The organism is Methylosoma difficile, assembly GCF_054657615.1.
Map to the genome: position 1 here is coordinate 686,284 of NZ_BAAHYJ010000002.1, position 16,356 is coordinate 702,639.

Consider the following 16,356-nt stretch of genomic DNA (forward strand, 5'->3'; position numbering starts at 1 on the left):
CTACATTTTGGCAAACGATGGGCTGCCTTGCGTCAGCCCATCCTTCAAGCAATCAAATCAATAATTTTGACCAGAACACTTTTTAGTTTTGGTGTTGTAGTTACCGCAGCTAATGGGTGGAGTCCAATCAGCAATAATGGGTTTGCTTTCTGGTAAGAAATCAGACCAAGCATCGCCATCAACCACTTTGTTGGTTTGCCAAACAGTCACAAATTGACCGTCGTCTTGAATCTCGCCAATCAACACCGGTTTGCTGATGTGATGGTTGGGCAGCATTTTTGACATACCGCCGGTCAAGTTGGGGAACTCAACGCCAATCAGAGCTTTTTGTACAGCATCAGGATCGGTGGTACCGGCTTTTTCTACGGCTTTTACCCACATGTTGAAGCCGATGTAATGGGCTTCCATTGGGTCGTTAGTGACGCGTTTTGGATTTTTGATGTAGTCTTTCCATTGTTGAATGAAACCGGCGTTTTTGGTGGTATCTACACTCATGAAGTAGTTCCATGCCGCCAAGTGACCAACCAATGGTTTGGTATCAATACCCGACAATTCTTCTTCACCCACTGAGAAGGCCACAACAGGGATGTTTTCCGCAGATACGCCTTGGTTGCCCAATTCTTTGTAGAACGGTACGTTAGCATCGCCGTTGATAGTAGAAACTACAGCAGTTTTCTTGCCAGCAGAGCCGAATTTTTTGATGTCGGCAACAATGCTTTGCCAATCGGAATGACCGAAGGGTGTGTAGTTAATCATGATGTCTTTCTTGTTAACGCCTTTGGCTTTCAAATACGCTTCCAAGATTTTGTTGGTGGTGCGTGGATACACATAGTCAGTACCCGCCAATACCCAACGTTTTACTTTCAGATCGTTCATCAAGTAATCAACCGCTGGAATGGCTTGTTGGTTTGGCGCAGCGCCTGTGTAGAACACGTTTTTGGAGGATTCTTCACCTTCGTATTGCACGGGGTAGAAGAGAATGCCATTCAGCTCCTCAATAACAGGTAAAACCGATTTACGGGAAACCGATGTCCAGCAACCGAAGATAGCGGAAACTTTGTCTTTAGTCAGCAATTCGCGGGCTTTTTCCGCGAACAAAGGCCAGTTTGAAGCAGGGTCAACCACCACCGCTTCCAGTTTTTTGCCTAACAAACCACCTTTTTTGTTTTGTTCGTCAATCAACATCAACATGGTGTCTTTCAGGGTAGTTTCTGAAATCGCCATGGTGCCGGACAAAGAATGCAATACGCCGACTTTAATAGTATCTTCGGCTTGTGCGCTGGTGAACATCACAGCCGAAACCGCCACGCCAATTGCTAATTTTTTACAGATTTGCAAATAATTTTTCATAGTTTAGTCCTAGATAATGCGGCTTAAATTTGCCATTGGAAACCGAGTGTCATGCCATTCAGATCGGTGGGCAGGTAACGTTGGTAACTTAAAGAAATGCGCGCGTTGTGACCGTCGATGATGTAGTTCAAGCCACCTTCGAAGACGTCTTTGTCAGGGCTGTGGATAGCCATGTTGTTGACATAGCGACCGTATGGCTGGATTTTGCCGTAGCCGATTTTTTGTGGGAACAAGTACATGGCGCTGACATCGTAGGCATTGCCTTGGAATAAAGTAAAACTGTTAGGACCCAAGGAAGTAGGCAATGGCGCGGTATTGCCATCCACCCCAAAGTTTTTGTACTCACCATTTAAAGTGACCACGCCATTGCCGGGCAGGATTTTTTCAACCAAAACGTCAAAAGAAGTGCCACGGAAATTGCCGGGGTTAGCGGCTGTACCCACGCCTTGCTCTTGATAAATGTTCGATGCGGCAATCGTGAAAATATCACCACCTGTACCGTAGTAAGTACCAGACGTGTAATAGCCGGGGTTTTTCTCAACTTCCCAGAAGTTATAAGCCACACGTTGCGCAAACAGCACATTGCCGTCTTGATTGGCGCCTTGAGGCACACCAGCGGTAGTCGTCGTGCTACGTAGACCTCTAAAGAAACCTACCGCGTATTGCAAACGCCCATCCACCGCAGCACCCCAGAAAGTCGCACCGTCGTCACGACCGTATGAACCCGCTGAAGAACCGTCCGATTGTACGGTCAAGTTTTGGTCAGCAGGAATAAAAGGTGTGCCATTAGCAAAAATGTTGTAGTTTGCGCTGTAGAATGGACCGTTCATCTCACGGCGTTCAGCAGGCACCAACATGCGGCCTACCCACAGGTTGACATAAGGGTTTATTTCAAATTTGCCGATGGCATCCAAAACCCGTACTTCGCCGCCGCTGTTGCAAGTTTGGCAGTCGGTATTGAATTCGATTTTGATGTATTTGTGGATTTGTCCGCTGACGTACAAACGGATATTGTCGAGATTAAAGTTAGTGCTGGTATCGGTGCCATTGGGCGCGCCTTTTTCGTTTGCATTGAAACTGCTCCGCAAGCCTGCGCCAACGCTCACCCATTTGGTATCATCAATCTTGAAAGTCGCTCCTGCATGAGCAACAGAAGTGGCAGATGCCAACATCGCCAGCGCTAAACCTGACCATAAGGGAGTCGTTTTTCGCCTTGGCGCTGCGTACTCGATAGAATTATTCATAGAAAGCCCTCTGTTAAGCTTGATTTTAGGTAACACACCCGCTCTTTACCTGGATGCAGCCAATTTTTTGGCTGAGAGGATTATTCGTTGCTGGCAACAATTGCTCAATTCGTCAAATGACTCATCAGTCATTTGACGTATATCTATCAGCCAGCCCGTTTTTTAAAGTGACCCACACTACTTTTGGAGATATTGCTATGCCTTTCTTGACCAAGCTAACGCGCGGACCGCTATTAAAAAGCACTTTGTTGATAGTATCCGCTGCCTGCCTCAGCTGGGAAGCACGCTCTGAGTGGGTGGAAAATACTTTGGTGGATAAAAGCAATGTGAGCCAGATAGCCTTTTCAATCACTGCCGACCAGTTAAGTGATTTCTCACAAATTATTGATATTAAAAGTTTAAACACAAAAATCAGCAGCAACCTTGCCGAGTGGCATTACCCGATACACAGCGGCGATACCACCAATGCCAGCCACCGTATGTCGGCAAGCGTGGGCGCAATAACCACCGATAACACGCCGGTAGGGTTTTCATTTAGCCAAGGCAACTCCGACCCCAGGGCCGCAGGCTTCCAAAAATCGCAAGTATTGCCCATTACTTGCCAACTCAGCAGCCTTGCCAACCCTAGGCAACAGGCTATCTATAAAACCACGGTCAATGCCTACGGCTTTTCGCCAAGCGAACAGACGCCTGCTGAAGTATTAACTAAATTGACCAATGAAATCAGCACGGTTTGCTTTAACTTGTTGGACGAATTGGACTTGCCTACTGAAAAAGCATCGCCAGCAAGTGTCACCACAACCGTCAACAAGCCCGGTTGGATGCCCAATGTCAGTGTTGAGGTGAAAAATGCGCCCGCACAACCTGCAGCCATCGCACCTGCGCCGGTTATCAGTACGCCAGCCAGCGCTGTACAAAACGAAACCAAACCCGCAACTGTTCAAGCGGCACCACCCAAAGTGCGTATTGAAGACGATGTTGAACGCAAACAAATCATTATCCATAACCAAGGCACACCGTTAATGCTGGAAATGGGGCATCAACGCCGCTAAACAGGCGTTGACACAAGTGGTTACCACTATCCACCACCTCTGCCTAAATCGCGGCTAACTAGCAGATGCAAAATAAAAACATCTACCAAAACATTTCCAAAATCCGCCGCGACTACAATTCTTGGGTAGCCAACGAAAGCTTGGAAGATTACGCCTTAAGATTTGCGCCCCGCAGTTTTAGGAAGTGGTCGGAATTCCAGGTCGCCAACACCGCTTTTGGCTCGACTTCGTTTTTGGTGTTGGAAGCCATTGGCGGCTTCCTGTCGATCAATTACGGCTTTACCAATGCCTTTTGGGCGATCTTAATCGTCGGCCTCATTATCTTCACCATCAGCTTTCCGGTCAGCTATTACGCCGCCCGTTACAACATCGACATCGACTTGCTCACTCGTAGCGCGGGGTTTGGCTACATTGGCTCCACGGTCACCTCACTGATTTACGCCTCGTTTACCTTTACTCTGTTTGCCTTGGAAGCCTCGATTATGTCCTTGGCATTGGAACTGTATTTCCACATCCCTATCGCCGCTGCGCATGTCATCAGCGCCATTATCGTCATCCCTCTGGTGACGTTTGGCATCACCACCATCAGCCGTATGCAATTGTGGACACAACCGATTTGGCTGATCTTATTGATTGCGCCGTATTTTGCCGTTGTGCAAAAAGAACCGGATGCCTTATTGACGGTTGAAACCTATTTTTGGATTGCCGGTAGCGGGCAAAACTTTAACTGGCTGCTGTTTGGCAGCGCCACCACGGTGGCGTTTTCGATGGTCGCGCAAATTGGCGAACAAGTGGATTTCTTGCGCTTTATGCCCGAAAAAACCGCCGCCAACCGCTGGCGCTGGTGGTCGGCAGTCATCGCCGCCGGTCCGGGCTGGATTGTTTTTGGCATGGCGCGGCAGTTGGCGGGGGCATTGTTGGCGCATTTGGCAATCCGTCACGGTGTCGATGCCCACCACGCCCACGAACCCACGCAAATGTACCTGATCGCTTACAAGCAATTGTTTGATGACAGCAACGTGGCCTTAGCCGTCACCACGTTGTTTGTGGTGTTAAGCCAAGTCAAAATCAATGTCACCAATGCTTATGCCGGCTCATTGGCGTGGTCCAACTTTTTCTCGCGCATCACCCATAGCCACCCAGGGCGCGTCATTTGGTTGTTGTTCAATGTGTTGATTGCCTTGTTGCTGATGGAATTTGGTGTTTTTAGCGCCTTGGAAAAAGTCTTGGGGCTGTTTTCCAATATGTCCATTGCCTGGATAAGCGCCGTCGCCGCTGAGCTGATGATTAACAAACCACTCGGTTTAAGCCCCAAGCTGGTCGAGTTCAAACGCGCTTATTTGCCCGACCTTAACCCGGTCGGCATTATTGCCACGTTTGCGGCCTCGGTGATGGGTACCTTGGCCTATATCGGCCTGTTTGGCGTTTATGTGCAAGGTTTTTCGGCATTTATTGCCTTAGGACTGGCGTTTGTTTTAGTACCCAGCATTGCTTGGTTGACGCGTGGGCGGCATTATCTGGCCCGTAACCGCGAACTCAACAACGAACACACGCACAGCCAATGCTGTATTTGCGAGAATGATTTCGAACAGGAAGATGTCGCCTTCTGCCCCGCCTATAACGGCAGTATCTGTTCGTTATGCTGCACGTTGGATGCCCGCTGCCTGGACGCCTGCAAACCGGGATCAAGGCTTGAAGATTATCTGGAAACCGTTGCCCGCACCTGCCTGCCTTCGCAACTGTCGATGACGCTAAGGCGCAGATTGCTTAGGTTTTTCTTGCTGTTCATGTTCTTGTCGGTGCTGACCAGCATTTTCATCGGCATCATTTATTATCAAGACTTACTGAGCGCGGAAAAATATCTGCCTGCGTTCAACTTGCTGTTGGCGAACTTCGTTAAAATCTACGCCTCGTTACTGGTATTTATCGGCTTGTGTACGTGGTGGCTGATCTTAAATGACGAAAGCCGCCATGTGGCCCATGAAGAGGCGGCGCGGCAAACCCATTTGTTGCTAACAGAAATTGAAGAGCATAAAAAAACCGACCTTAAGCTCCAAGAAGCGCTCACCTTTGCCGACACTGCCAATACCGCCAAAAGCCGATTCTTAAGCAATATGAGCCATGAAATCCGCTCGCCGCTGAACAGCATTATTGGCTACGCGCACATCCTCAATAAAGACCCGACCATCCCCGAACACCGTAAGCAAGCGGTAGAAACCCTGAAACGCAGCGGTGAGCATTTATCATCGCTGATTGAAGACATCCTCGATATAGCCCGCATTGAAGCGCGCCGCTTTGAACTGAAATACGAACCGATCAACTTCGCCAATTTCATCGAACACTTGGTGTTCATTTTTAAAACCCAAGCCGAAGAAAAGGGCTTGGGCTTCCATTGCTATCTTGCCAATAACTTGCCGCAACGCATACGCGGCGATGAAAAGCGCGTCGGACAAATTTTAATCAACCTGCTTGGCAACGCCGTCAAGTTTACCCACACCGGTGAAATCAACTTCCGCATCCGCTACAGCAGCGGTGTCGCCAATTTTGAAATCAGCGATACCGGACCTGGCATTAGCGAAGAATATCTGCAAACCATCTTCCAACCGTTTATCCGCCTGAACACACCCACTGGCAATGCCCATACCGGCAGCGGCTTGGGTTTGACCATCAGTAAAATTTTGGCGGAAATCATGGGTGGCGAGCTGACCGTCACCAGCCACATCGGTGAAGGCTCCACATTTACGGTACGCTTGCTGCTGCCCAGCCTTGCGGTCGAAGCCGAGCAGCCCCGTGAACAGCACATCATCGGCTATCAAGGCCGCCGTCGGAAATTGTTGGTGGTGGATGACCAAGCCGACCATCGGCAGCTGATTTTGGGCATTTTGGAACCACTAGGCTTTTATCTGGACGAAGCCAGTTCCGGTGAAGACTGCCTGGAAAAAATTGCCGACATTGCCCCCGACTTGGTGCTGCTTGATTTATCCATGACGGGCATAGACGGTGCAGAAACCGCCCTCAGGCTGCGCCAACAAAACTACGCCATGCCCCTGGTGGTTTTGAGTGCCAACGCTTATCCCGCCGACCGCCTTAGTGCCGTCAGCGCGGGCTGTAATGATTTTTTAAGCAAGCCCATTCAAGTCGAGGAATTGCTTTATAAACTTAAACTGCATTTGGGGTTGCATTGGATTTGCCAAGATGAACCGCTTGCTGAAGCCAAAGCGAACGACACAACCAACAAGCTGCCCCCCCAAACCGTGTTGGAGGGTTTGGTTCATTTTGTCCGTATTGGCGATTTGCGCGGACTTAACAAACGTATTGAAGAACTCAGCCAGCACAATCCCGACTACCAACCGTTTCTGAACAAGGTAAAAATCTTATCGGCAGAATTTCGTATTGGCGAAATCAGGAAACTGTTGGGTGTAATGCCGTCAAAATAGCACGATTGTGCAGGGAGAATCTTTTAATGACTCATGATCCACTTAGCAGCAACGGCACTGTAATGATTGTTGATGACACGCCCGGTAACTTGGCGTTATTGTCCGACACCCTTTCGGATGCCAATTATCGGGTTCTGGTTGCCACTGACGGCCTGTCAGCGCTTGAGCAACTGCAATACCTAAAGCCCGACATTATACTGCTTGACGTCATGATGCCGGGCATTGACGGTTTCGAAACCTGCCGCCGCCTAAAAACCGATCCCAGTACCGCACAAATACCGGTATTGTTTATGACCGGATTAAGCGAATTGGATGATTTGCTGCGTGGTTTTGGCGAAGGCGCGCAAGACTACATCGTCAAACCCATTCGTCCGCCGGAAGTGCTGGCGCGCATTGAAGTCCACTTAAGCCAAGCCCGTACTTTCCAACGTGTACAAAACGCCTTGCAGCACACCGAATTATCAGCCGTTAGCATTGATGCCGCCGCCCGCATCATTTGGCTGACACCCTCCGCCAAACAATGGCTAGATGAGTTTTCCCTGCAATACGGCAAGACCACAGCAACCGAAGTGGGTGAATGGCTGCCCACCCCGCTGTCGGCTTGGGCAAAGCAAGCCATAAAAAATCCCGACACGACCACTGGCTTTGCAGATTACCATGCGCCCCAAGGCTTATCCGCCAAAATGGACCTCTCCGCACATTTGGGCGAATATCTGCTCTTGCTGCAAAAATCGACTAACGATTGGGATTTGCAATCGCTGCGCGACTCTTTAGGGTTAACTTTCCGGGAAGCGGAAATTTTAATGTGGATTTCGCGCGGCAAAACCAATAAAGAAATCGGTCTGATCTTGGACAGCAGCCCCAGAACTGTCAACAAACATTTGGAACACATCTTCGAAAAATTGGGCGTTGCCACGCGTGCCGCCGCCGTCACCATGGTTTTGCAGCAACGTGGCGGCAATCTCAATTAATAACCATCATTTAAAGTTGCCGAACCTTGCAGAATGTATAGAATTAGGGGAGTCAAAACCTTTTCATCACCTATTTTTGGAGTCTCCATGCCATTTGCTTTTTTTTACAGAAAACCTCTAACGATTACCTTGCTGAGCTTATTGGTCAGTGCCTGCGCTTCTGAAGCACCTGCTCCTATGCAACCCACCGCTGCCAAAATTATTTCTGACGAACAAATGCTACGCGACAGCCAAGGCTTAGCGCATTTAAGCAACCGTTGGAAAAACGGCAAAATGATGACCGAGCGCGGTAATAATTTAGTGCGCGAAGGCCAAATGAAAGTTGAAGAAGGCAACCGCATGATTGAAGAAGGCGGCAAAATCATGCGTGAAAGCGAAGAAAGCTACAAAAATCTGAAAAACTAATACCCCTAAAACACAAAAGCCCTTTCAGGTTTTCGCCTGAAAGGGCTTTTTTTATGCCTCAAAAATTAAAACGGTTTACTGTAATTTATCCTTGAGCATAGCGTTTATTTCTGAGGGATTACCTTTGCCTTGCATAGCCTTCATCACTTGCCCGACAAAAAAGCCAAATACTTTTTCGTTGCCGCCTTTGTATTGCTCCACTTGTTTGCCGTTAGCCGCAATAATTTCGTCGATGATGGCCGCTATCGCGCCGCTATCGCTAATTTGCCGCAAGCCTTTGCTGTCAATGATTTCATCGGCACTCGCCGTGGTTTGCCAAAGTTCTTCAAACACCTGTTTGGCGATTTTTCCGGAAATGGTGCTGTCAGCAATGCGCTGCAACAAGCCCGCCAAACGGCTGACATCGACGGGCGATTGGCTAATTTCCAAATCGGCTTTGTTAAGGGCGGCGGACAATTCGCCTATCACCCAATTGGCGCATAAACGGGCTTCGCAACCGGAAGCTTTTACCAAACCTTCAAAATAATCGGCGGTGGCACGTGATGATGTCAAGATAGTTGCCGCTTCGTCATCCAAACCGTATTCGCTTTTAAAGCGTTGTTTTTTTGCATCGGGTAATTCTGGCAAGGCGGCTTTAATTTGCGCTTTAAAGTCTTCGCCAACAAACACCGGCAACAAATCAGGATCAGGGAAGTAGCGATAATCGTTGGCTTCTTCCTTACTTCGCATGGAGCGGGTTTCATCTTTGTTGGCATCGTACAAGCGGGTTTCTTGCACGATTTTGCCGCCGTTTTCAATAAGTTCGATATGCCTTTCCACTTCGTGGTTGATGGCTTTTTCGACAAATTTGAAGGAATTGATATTTTTTATCTCTACCCGTGTGCCAAACTCTTTTTGGCCAACAGGGCGTACCGACACGTTGGCATCGCAACGGAACGAACCTTCTTGCATATTGCCGTCGCAAATGCCCAAATACTGCACCAACTCGTGCAATTTACGCATGTAGGCTACGGCTTCTTTGGCTGAACGCATGTCCGGTTCAGAAACAATTTCCAACAGCGGCGTACCGGCGCGGTTCAGGTCGATACCGCTGAGGCTGTGGAAATTTTCATGCAGCGATTTGCCGGCATCTTCTTCCAAATGCGCGCGTGTGACACCGATGCGTTTTGTGACGCCATCGACTTCAATATCCAAATGCCCATTACCGACAATCGGCAAATCCATTTGGCTGATTTGATAACCTTTGGGCAAATCGGGATAAAAATAATTTTTTCGGGCAAACACCGAATACGGTGCCACTTCGGCCTCGATAGCCATGCCAAAAATAACCGCCATACGGACGGCTTCTTCGTTTAAAACCGGCAATACACCTGGCAAGCCCAAATCGACTGCACAAGCTTGTGTATTGGGTTCAGCGCCATAAGCGGTGGAGGCGCCGGAGAAAATTTTCGATTGGGTGGCCAACTGGGTGTGGATTTCAAGGCCAATGACGGTTTCCCAAGTGGTGCTCATGCAGCTTTCCTTATGTCTATCAACGTTAAATGCCGACAATTCGGCGTCAGCACCCATTAAATAGCCAAGCTTGTCAAATGTCTAGTGTTGGATTGAAAATTGGGTGTCTATTGTAGCTATGCATCCGTTTTTTTGACAGATGCCGATAAATTGGGGATTGTGCAGGGGGGTAATAATTTTGAAGAGAAATCGGGCGGAAATAACGAATATCACTGCGGAAATTTTGATGACCTAAATCATTTTCGATGATAGTGCCAAGGTTGGTTATCTTTCACAAATATAAAGAAAGATAATCAACCCTCTGACCAATTTATAGTTAAGCAGCCAAGACAAAAGCGGCTTTCAATTTTTTCATGGCGTTTTGTTCCAGCTGCCGGATGCGTTCTGCGGAAACGTTATAGCGCTCTGCCAATTCATGCAAAGTGGCTTTTTTATCGCTTAACCAGCGGCTGGAAACGATGTCCAAACTGCGTTCATCCAAACTTGCCATGGCATCGGCAAGCTTGTCGTGTTCGTGTCCATCCCAATCGGCATTTTCCAATAATTCCGCCGGATCAGCGTTATGTTGTTGCAGATAGTTGACGGGGGCGCTAAAACTGTCTTCGTCGGTTTCGTCCGTAGACATATCAAAAGACATATCCCGGTTGCCCAAGCGTTTTTCCATTTCGTAAACGCTACTGACCGCAACATCCAAATCTCTTGCGATAGCGGTCGCTTCGTCATGGGAAAGCCAGCCTAAATCTTCTTTCGACTTACGTAAATTAAAAAACAGTTTCCGTTGCGCTTTGGTGGTGGCAATTTTTACGATGCCCCAGTTTTTAATGACGTATTCGTGGATTTCAGCTTTGATCCAATGCACGGCAAAAGAAATCAAACGCACGCCCATGTCAGGGTCGAAACGCTTGACGGCTTTCATTAAACCGACATTGCCTTCTTGAATGATGTCAGGCATTGGCAAACCATAACCGCTGTAACCTCTGGCAACGTGTACGACAAAGCGCAGATTGCTCATCACCAACTGCCTTGCCGCTTCCAAATCACCCTCGTCCCTGAATTTTAATGCCAAATGGCGTTCTTCTTCGGAAGTTAATTTGGGTATTTGTCTGACAAGGTTTAAGTAAGAATCAAATGTTGCTACAGATAAGTTTGCGGATAACGCCAGTAAATTGCTCATGACACCCCTCGTTTTTAAGAACTTGATGAAATTTTAGCACTCTGCTTTTAAGAGTGCTAACAATTTTTAAAGTTCCTTTATTCGGGTTTGGTTTTTTGCAATTGGAACAATAAGACAATCCAAGAACCTAGCGTGCTTAAACAAGCGGATAAGAAAATCAGCCTTAAGCTATCGCCAAGACTTAAAAAAAGAAGATGGAAGTTGCCGTCGTAAAGTTGCGAAAGTGCTTCAACGGGTTGGCGCATAAACAGCATGATGATCGCAACTATAAACCAAGCTAAAACACCGGCAAAAAAACCAATCCAAAAACCGGTAAACAAAAAAGGCTTTTGGATAAACCCATTGGTTGCCCCCACCAGTTTGGAGATGACAATTTCGTCATGACGGTTATTGAGTTCCAAACGGATGGTGTTACCAGTAATGAACAGGACAGCCAAACCCAGTAAGGTATAAAGTGTCACTGCCAAGCGGCTGGCAACCGCCATCATCGATTGCAGGCGCTTTAGCCATTCCATATCCATTCGGACATCAAACACCAATTCCTCTTGTTTTAATTGATTTGCCAACTGTTCTATTTCAGTCACATTATCAAAGGTGTTTTTAGGTAATACCTCTATGGCGATCGGCAATGGGTTTTCTTCCAAAACATCAAGTGCAGAACCAAAATGCCCGAAACTTTTAAATAATGCCTTGCCCTGCTCTTTTGAGATGACCTTGACCGATTGTATTGAAGGGTTTATGCGGATTTTCTCAGCCAAGACCTTGGCATTGACATCGTTGGCGCTGTCTTTTAGAAACAAAGATAACTGTGCGCTGGTTTGTAAATTTCCGGCGATTTGCTGGGCATTTATCAGCAACAAATGAAAACTTCCGGCAAGCGATATGGCGATTGCCAAAACGGCGATGGTCATCGCCGAAGCAAAAGGCGTCTCCAGCAAACGCCCTAAACTTGCCAACAGCACATGGACATGTAGATCGCGTTGGGCAAGCAATTTGTCAAGCAAACCACCGCCAGCGGCGCGGTTTTGCTTATGCTCTTGGCGCACAGGCTTATGCGGTTTGGGCGTTTTAATATCTTTAGTTTGGGAACGTCTTTTTCTTACCATAAGTTACCCCGACACCAACTGACCGTGATCGAGCTTCAGCACCCGATGGTTCATCCGCCGAATTAAGGAAATATCGTGCGAAGCAATCAGTACCGTCACCCCGACTTGTTGGAAACCTTCAAACAAGCGCATGATTTCTTCTGATAGCTCAGGATCAAGATTGCCGGTTGGCTCGTCGGCAATAATGATGGGGGGTTTGTTGACCACGGCACGGGCAATGCCGACGCGCTGCTGCTCACCGCCCGACAAGGCCAACGGGTATTTCTTTTCCTTGCCTGCCAACCCCACCTTGTCCAAAATAGCGCGCACTTTACGGGTGGTTTCTTGATGTCCGTAACCGGCAATCACTAACGGCAAGGCCACATTATCGAATACAGTTCGATCTTGCAGTAACTTGTAGTCTTGGAAAATGAAGCCCATTTTGCGGCGCAAGTAAGGAATTTGGCTGTCTTTGGCGTGGCTTAGGTTTTGTCCATCCAACCAGATTTCACCCCGGTTACAACGCTCCATGACTGCAATCAGCTTTAATAATGTGCTTTTCCCTGCGCCTGAATGTCCGGTTAAAAAAGCGATTTCCCCGCGCTGCAAGTGAAAGCTTACGCCACGTAAGACATCGCCCGTTTCGTTGTAACGCTTGGTGACATTATCGAACCTCAGCATGGCTTCTGCCTAATCGTTGACGCACAAGGCTTCAACAAACATCTCGGCATCAAAGTCTTGCAAGTCATCGATACCTTCGCCGATGCCAATAAAGCGGATCGGTAAACCTAATTGTTTGGCGAGGGCAAAAATAACCCCGCCTTTAGCTGTGCCGTCCAATTTGGTCAATGCCAAACCCGTCAGTTCTACGGTTTCGTTGAATATTTTTGCTTGTGATAAGGCGTTTTGGCCTGTACCGGCATCCAGCACCAATAACACTTCATGGGGCGCGGTTTCATCCAATTTGCCCATGATGCGTTTGACTTTTTTCAGCTCGTCCATCAAGTTGGATTTGGTATGCAAACGGCCTGCGGTATCGGCAATCAAGACATCAATACCTTTCGCTTGTGCGGACTGCAAGGCATCGTAAATGACGGATGCCGAATCGGCACCGGTATGCTGTGCCACAACGGGGATATTGTTACGCTCGCCCCACGTTTGCAATTGCTCAACTGCCGCCGCCCTAAACGTGTCTCCTGCCGCCAGCATGACGCTATGGCCTTGGGTTTGTAGACGTTTCGCCAACTTGCCGATGGTTGTGGTTTTGCCAGCACCGTTAACACCGACCACCAATATGACAAACGGGCCGTCTTTTTTCGGGATCACTAACGGCGCGCTGCAAGGTTTAAGGATATTGAGCAGCTCTTCTTTTAAGGCTGCCGACAATAATGCGCCGTCGGACAATTGGTTGCGTTCCAGTCGTTTGGTCAGTTGCTGGATAATGTCGTTACTGACGTTAATGCCAATGTCCGCCATAATCAGGCTGGACTCAATTTCTTCCAGCAAATCGCTGTTAATTTCCTTTTGCCCCAATGGCAGACTGGACAGCAAGCCACCCAAACCGGTACGGGTGCGCTTTAATTGCGATTTCAGGCGCAAATATAAAGATTCCGGTTCGGCCTCGGCATAATCCACCTCGGTTTTTGCCACCAATGCGTCAACGGAAGCAAAGTCCTCTACACTTTCCAAGCTATAGCGGCTATAAAAACTGATGGAGATCAGCGGCAACATCAACAGCACCGACAAGGCTTGGTGGCTTAAACTGGCCCACATTGGCATTGCCATTTTGACACCCAAGATGGCAACCAACAGATTTGAAAACATGACCACACCCAAGACGATGCCCGAGCTTTTCAACGCTTTTGAAGAATTGGCAGCGGTGGTTTTGAACAGCAATAAACTCAACACAATAAAACTTAGCAAACTGCTCATTCGGTGTACGGCACTGACCGCAACTTGGGCATCGAATGACAAAATGCCGCTATAACCTGTCATTAAACCACTGACAAAATTAAATGCGGTTTGATAATCAGCAACTGGCAACCACTGTCCGTTACATTGTGGAAAGCCCGCACAAGCTAATGCGCCATTATTGGCAGCCAACCAAACACCTAAAATACTTTGCAGAACAACCACCAACATGGCAAAACCTGCCAACAACACGTTGCCGACCCTGGCATGAGCCACCAGCGGTTGCGTGGTACCGCGCAAATACAAGCCGTATAAAAACCACACTACCGCCATTTGCAATAAGGTTTTCGCCAAAGCCACTACAGGCATGGCATTGGACTTGATAAGCCAATACGCACTAAAACCCTGCAAAGCCAATATCAGCAACACCAATACCGATGTGGAAATGGCGGCAACACGGAAGGTTTTTTGCCAAATTGACAATAGTGACAACCCCAAAACACTTAGCGCCAACACCACAAAAAGGTAACGCTGGGCCAATTCCAAGCCTGCTTTAGCAACATCAGCAACGGACTGTGCGCTGTTACTGTCCAGTACAAAGGTTTGTCCATAACAGGCAGGCCATTCCGAACAAGCCAAATCCGCACCACTCAGATGCACATACGCGGATAAAATCACCGCGATTAAGGCTAAGAGAACAGTAAACCCAGTTAATTTTTTATACATTTTTATTTTCCACTAACCTATTTGCGAAATTCTCAGCAACTGCATAAGATCTTTTTTAACTTTATAAGGATCGAAGCCCGATTCATATTGCATCATCAGATTACCCAGCGGATCCATCAATAACAACATACCTTCTGGCAGTTCGCCTTTAACTAAAGCTTTTATTTTTTCCGCCACGTCAGCGCTGGGCTTAATCCTCAACAAATCGGATTGCAAGGCCAACTCGCGTTTTTCATTGCCGATTAGCTGGACAATGCGTGGCTCGTCCAATAACACATCAGCTTTCAGATAGTTGGCGTACAAACTATCGCCTTCGGGCAAATTTGCCGCACGCAAACGCCATAGCAAGCTGTCTTTAAGCCATAGCTGTTCGGCTGCAGCCGGTGCAAGCTGATCCAAAACCATCACCACGCGACGGGTTCTTGGCAAGTCTTTGCTTAACATCAGGCGGATTTGTTTGGTTTTTAGGATCGCTTCCAAACAGGTTTCTGCGCATTGGCTTCTTGGGATGACATTCACCATCAACCAGTGGCCTGGCAATTCAGCAAGATTGGCGCTGGAAAAATCGTCAAAGCCAAGCAGCTGGCTATATTCCAACGGTACAGGCGGAGTGATTAATTGGCCTAAGTTGGTACCTTTGTTGACGGGAATGAGGCTACCTTTTAAGCTCCAAGCCATGACAAAGGGAATGACGGTCATGGCAAAAATTGCCAAGATGATAAGCTGGTTTTTTTTCTGTTGGTCAAACATTAATTTTTTTAAAACTATAACGAATAAAAAGTAAGCTTAGCGCGGTAGCCAATGCAAACCATTGGAAAGCATAAGCCTTATGTTGTTCTGGCAGCATTAATGAAGTGGTCTGCCATGACCTTTTGTAACCGTCGGCTTGGTCTTCGGCTAATTCAACTTGGAATTGTAACAAAGGGTAGCCTAGCTTTTCCGATAAAATTCGGTTGTTCAGCACTTGCACCCGCGTAGGCCAGCCTTTATCGGGTTGATCTGCCTGAGGTAACACCAAACCAATGGAAGGATAATGGTTGATACGCCCGTTAATGGTCACTTCCAGTTGTTTGATGGCGACATCGGGCAACATAGCGCGGTCTTTACCAACCGGTAACCAACCGCGATTCACCAACACGGCTTGGTTTTGGTTGCCAAAGATAAAGGGGGTTAAAACAAAGTAACCGGCCTTCCCTTCGCTAATTTGGTTATCCAATAAAATTTGATGGGCATCATCGTAATGCCCTGTCACTTTTACTTGCCGATAACGCAAGTCTTCCTTAATAGGCAACGGTAAGGCAAATAAATCAATCACACCTGACGCTAGGGCTTGTTGCTGCTGATTGAGGTAGTCTTGTTTCTGCTGCGCGCGATCCAATTGCCAAATCCCCAAATGCACCAATACCGACAATAAACCGATAAAAGCCAGCAAAGGTAAAGACCGAAAGTGAGGTGTGTAACGGGGCATAAGTAATGGCTTGTCGTGTTT

13 protein-coding genes are annotated in these 16,356 nt (G+C 47.8%); 4 read left to right on the forward strand and 9 right to left on the reverse strand.

Annotation, left to right across the window (positions count from 1 at the left end):
- Nucleotides 1-57: 57 nt before the first annotated feature.
- A complete protein-coding gene (gene urtA / locus ACYQ1O_RS08760) occupies nt 58-1,290 on the reverse strand; it encodes an urea ABC transporter substrate-binding protein (RefSeq protein ID WP_459991453.1) in 1,233 nt (410 codons plus the stop codon).
- An 83-nt stretch (nt 1,291-1,373) separates the two neighbouring features.
- Nucleotides 1,374-2,594: a hypothetical protein gene (locus tag ACYQ1O_RS08765; RefSeq protein WP_459991285.1), complete on the reverse strand. Its 1,221-nt coding sequence runs from the start codon at nt 2,592-2,594 to the stop codon at nt 1,374-1,376.
- A gap of 197 nt (nt 2,595-2,791) precedes the next feature.
- Between ACYQ1O_RS08765 and ACYQ1O_RS08770 the strand changes: the two genes are divergently transcribed.
- The 4 genes from ACYQ1O_RS08770 to ACYQ1O_RS08785 all read left to right on the forward strand — a co-directional run bounded on the left by ACYQ1O_RS08770 (nt 2,792) and on the right by ACYQ1O_RS08785 (nt 8,459).
- The gene (locus ACYQ1O_RS08770) at nt 2,792-3,646 is read left to right on the forward strand and encodes a hypothetical protein (RefSeq protein ID WP_459991286.1); all 855 of its coding nucleotides are present in this window, start codon (nt 2,792-2,794) and stop codon (nt 3,644-3,646) included.
- A 65-nt stretch (nt 3,647-3,711) separates the two neighbouring features.
- Nucleotides 3,712-7,083 carry a hybrid sensor histidine kinase/response regulator gene (locus ACYQ1O_RS08775; RefSeq protein WP_459991287.1) on the forward strand — a complete coding sequence of 1,124 codons (3,372 nt, stop codon included), beginning with the start codon at nt 3,712-3,714 and terminating at the stop codon, nt 7,081-7,083.
- A gap of 26 nt (nt 7,084-7,109) precedes the next feature.
- Nucleotides 7,110-8,054: a response regulator gene (locus ACYQ1O_RS08780; RefSeq protein ID WP_459991288.1), complete on the forward strand. Its 945-nt coding sequence runs from the start codon at nt 7,110-7,112 to the stop codon at nt 8,052-8,054.
- Nucleotides 8,055-8,141: 87 nt separating this feature from the next.
- Nucleotides 8,142-8,459 carry a hypothetical protein gene (locus tag ACYQ1O_RS08785; protein ID WP_459991289.1) on the forward strand — a complete coding sequence of 106 codons (318 nt, stop codon included), beginning with the start codon at nt 8,142-8,144 and terminating at the stop codon, nt 8,457-8,459.
- Nucleotides 8,460-8,534: 75 nt separating this feature from the next.
- On the opposite strand, the gene gatB is transcribed toward ACYQ1O_RS08785, so the two are convergent.
- The 7 genes from gatB to ACYQ1O_RS08820 all read right to left on the reverse strand — a co-directional run bounded on the left by gatB (nt 8,535) and on the right by ACYQ1O_RS08820 (nt 16,335).
- On the reverse strand, nt 8,535-9,971 hold the full coding sequence (gene gatB, locus ACYQ1O_RS08790; RefSeq protein WP_459991290.1) for an Asp-tRNA(Asn)/Glu-tRNA(Gln) amidotransferase subunit GatB: 1,437 nt from the start codon (nt 9,969-9,971) through the stop codon (nt 8,535-8,537).
- 316 nt (nt 9,972-10,287) lie between these two features.
- Nucleotides 10,288-11,145: an RNA polymerase sigma factor RpoH gene (rpoH, locus tag ACYQ1O_RS08795; protein ID WP_459991291.1), complete on the reverse strand. Its 858-nt coding sequence runs from the start codon at nt 11,143-11,145 to the stop codon at nt 10,288-10,290.
- Nucleotides 11,146-11,222: 77 nt separating this feature from the next.
- The gene (gene ftsX, locus ACYQ1O_RS08800; RefSeq protein ID WP_459991292.1) at nt 11,223-12,251 is read right to left on the reverse strand and encodes a permease-like cell division protein FtsX; all 1,029 of its coding nucleotides are present in this window, start codon (nt 12,249-12,251) and stop codon (nt 11,223-11,225) included.
- A gap of 3 nt (nt 12,252-12,254) precedes the next feature.
- Nucleotides 12,255-12,911 (reverse strand): cell division ATP-binding protein FtsE, encoded by a 657-nt coding sequence (gene ftsE / locus ACYQ1O_RS08805; RefSeq protein WP_459991293.1) that lies wholly within the window; start codon nt 12,909-12,911, stop codon nt 12,255-12,257.
- A gap of 9 nt (nt 12,912-12,920) precedes the next feature.
- Nucleotides 12,921-14,867: a signal recognition particle-docking protein FtsY gene (ftsY, locus tag ACYQ1O_RS08810; RefSeq protein WP_459991294.1), complete on the reverse strand. Its 1,947-nt coding sequence runs from the start codon at nt 14,865-14,867 to the stop codon at nt 12,921-12,923.
- 12 nt (nt 14,868-14,879) lie between these two features.
- Nucleotides 14,880-15,617 (reverse strand): hypothetical protein, encoded by a 738-nt coding sequence (locus tag ACYQ1O_RS08815; RefSeq protein WP_459991295.1) that lies wholly within the window; start codon nt 15,615-15,617, stop codon nt 14,880-14,882.
- A complete protein-coding gene (locus ACYQ1O_RS08820) occupies nt 15,610-16,335 on the reverse strand; it encodes an SURF1 family protein (protein ID WP_459991296.1) in 726 nt (241 codons plus the stop codon). Before ACYQ1O_RS08820 ends, ACYQ1O_RS08815 begins: the two co-directional genes overlap by 8 nt.
- Between the last annotated feature and the right edge of the window lie 21 nt (nt 16,336-16,356).

What these genes read in the sequence shown, in the direction of transcription:
- urtA (WP_459991453.1), bottom strand. Translation starts at nt 1,290, where the DNA reads ATGTTCACCAGCGCACAAGCCGAAGATACTATTAAAGTCGGCGTATTG.
- ACYQ1O_RS08765 (WP_459991285.1), bottom strand. Translation starts at nt 2,594, where the DNA reads ATGAATAATTCTATCGAGTACGCAGCGCCAAGGCGAAAAACGACTCCC.
- ACYQ1O_RS08770 (WP_459991286.1), top strand. Translation starts at nt 2,792, where the DNA reads ATGCCTTTCTTGACCAAGCTAACGCGCGGACCGCTATTAAAAAGCACT.
- ACYQ1O_RS08775 (WP_459991287.1), top strand. Translation starts at nt 3,712, where the DNA reads ATGCAAAATAAAAACATCTACCAAAACATTTCCAAAATCCGCCGCGAC.
- ACYQ1O_RS08780 (WP_459991288.1), top strand. Translation starts at nt 7,110, where the DNA reads ATGACTCATGATCCACTTAGCAGCAACGGCACTGTAATGATTGTTGAT.
- ACYQ1O_RS08785 (WP_459991289.1), top strand. Translation starts at nt 8,142, where the DNA reads ATGCCATTTGCTTTTTTTTACAGAAAACCTCTAACGATTACCTTGCTG.
- gatB (WP_459991290.1), bottom strand. Translation starts at nt 9,971, where the DNA reads ATGAGCACCACTTGGGAAACCGTCATTGGCCTTGAAATCCACACCCAG.
- rpoH (WP_459991291.1), bottom strand. Translation starts at nt 11,145, where the DNA reads ATGAGCAATTTACTGGCGTTATCCGCAAACTTATCTGTAGCAACATTT.
- ftsX (WP_459991292.1), bottom strand. Translation starts at nt 12,251, where the DNA reads ATGGTAAGAAAAAGACGTTCCCAAACTAAAGATATTAAAACGCCCAAA.
- ftsE (WP_459991293.1), bottom strand. Translation starts at nt 12,911, where the DNA reads ATGCTGAGGTTCGATAATGTCACCAAGCGTTACAACGAAACGGGCGAT.
- ftsY (WP_459991294.1), bottom strand. Translation starts at nt 14,867, where the DNA reads ATGTATAAAAAATTAACTGGGTTTACTGTTCTCTTAGCCTTAATCGCG.
- ACYQ1O_RS08815 (WP_459991295.1), bottom strand. Translation starts at nt 15,617, where the DNA reads ATGTTTGACCAACAGAAAAAAAACCAGCTTATCATCTTGGCAATTTTT.
- ACYQ1O_RS08820 (WP_459991296.1), bottom strand. Translation starts at nt 16,335, where the DNA reads ATGCCCCGTTACACACCTCACTTTCGGTCTTTACCTTTGCTGGCTTTT.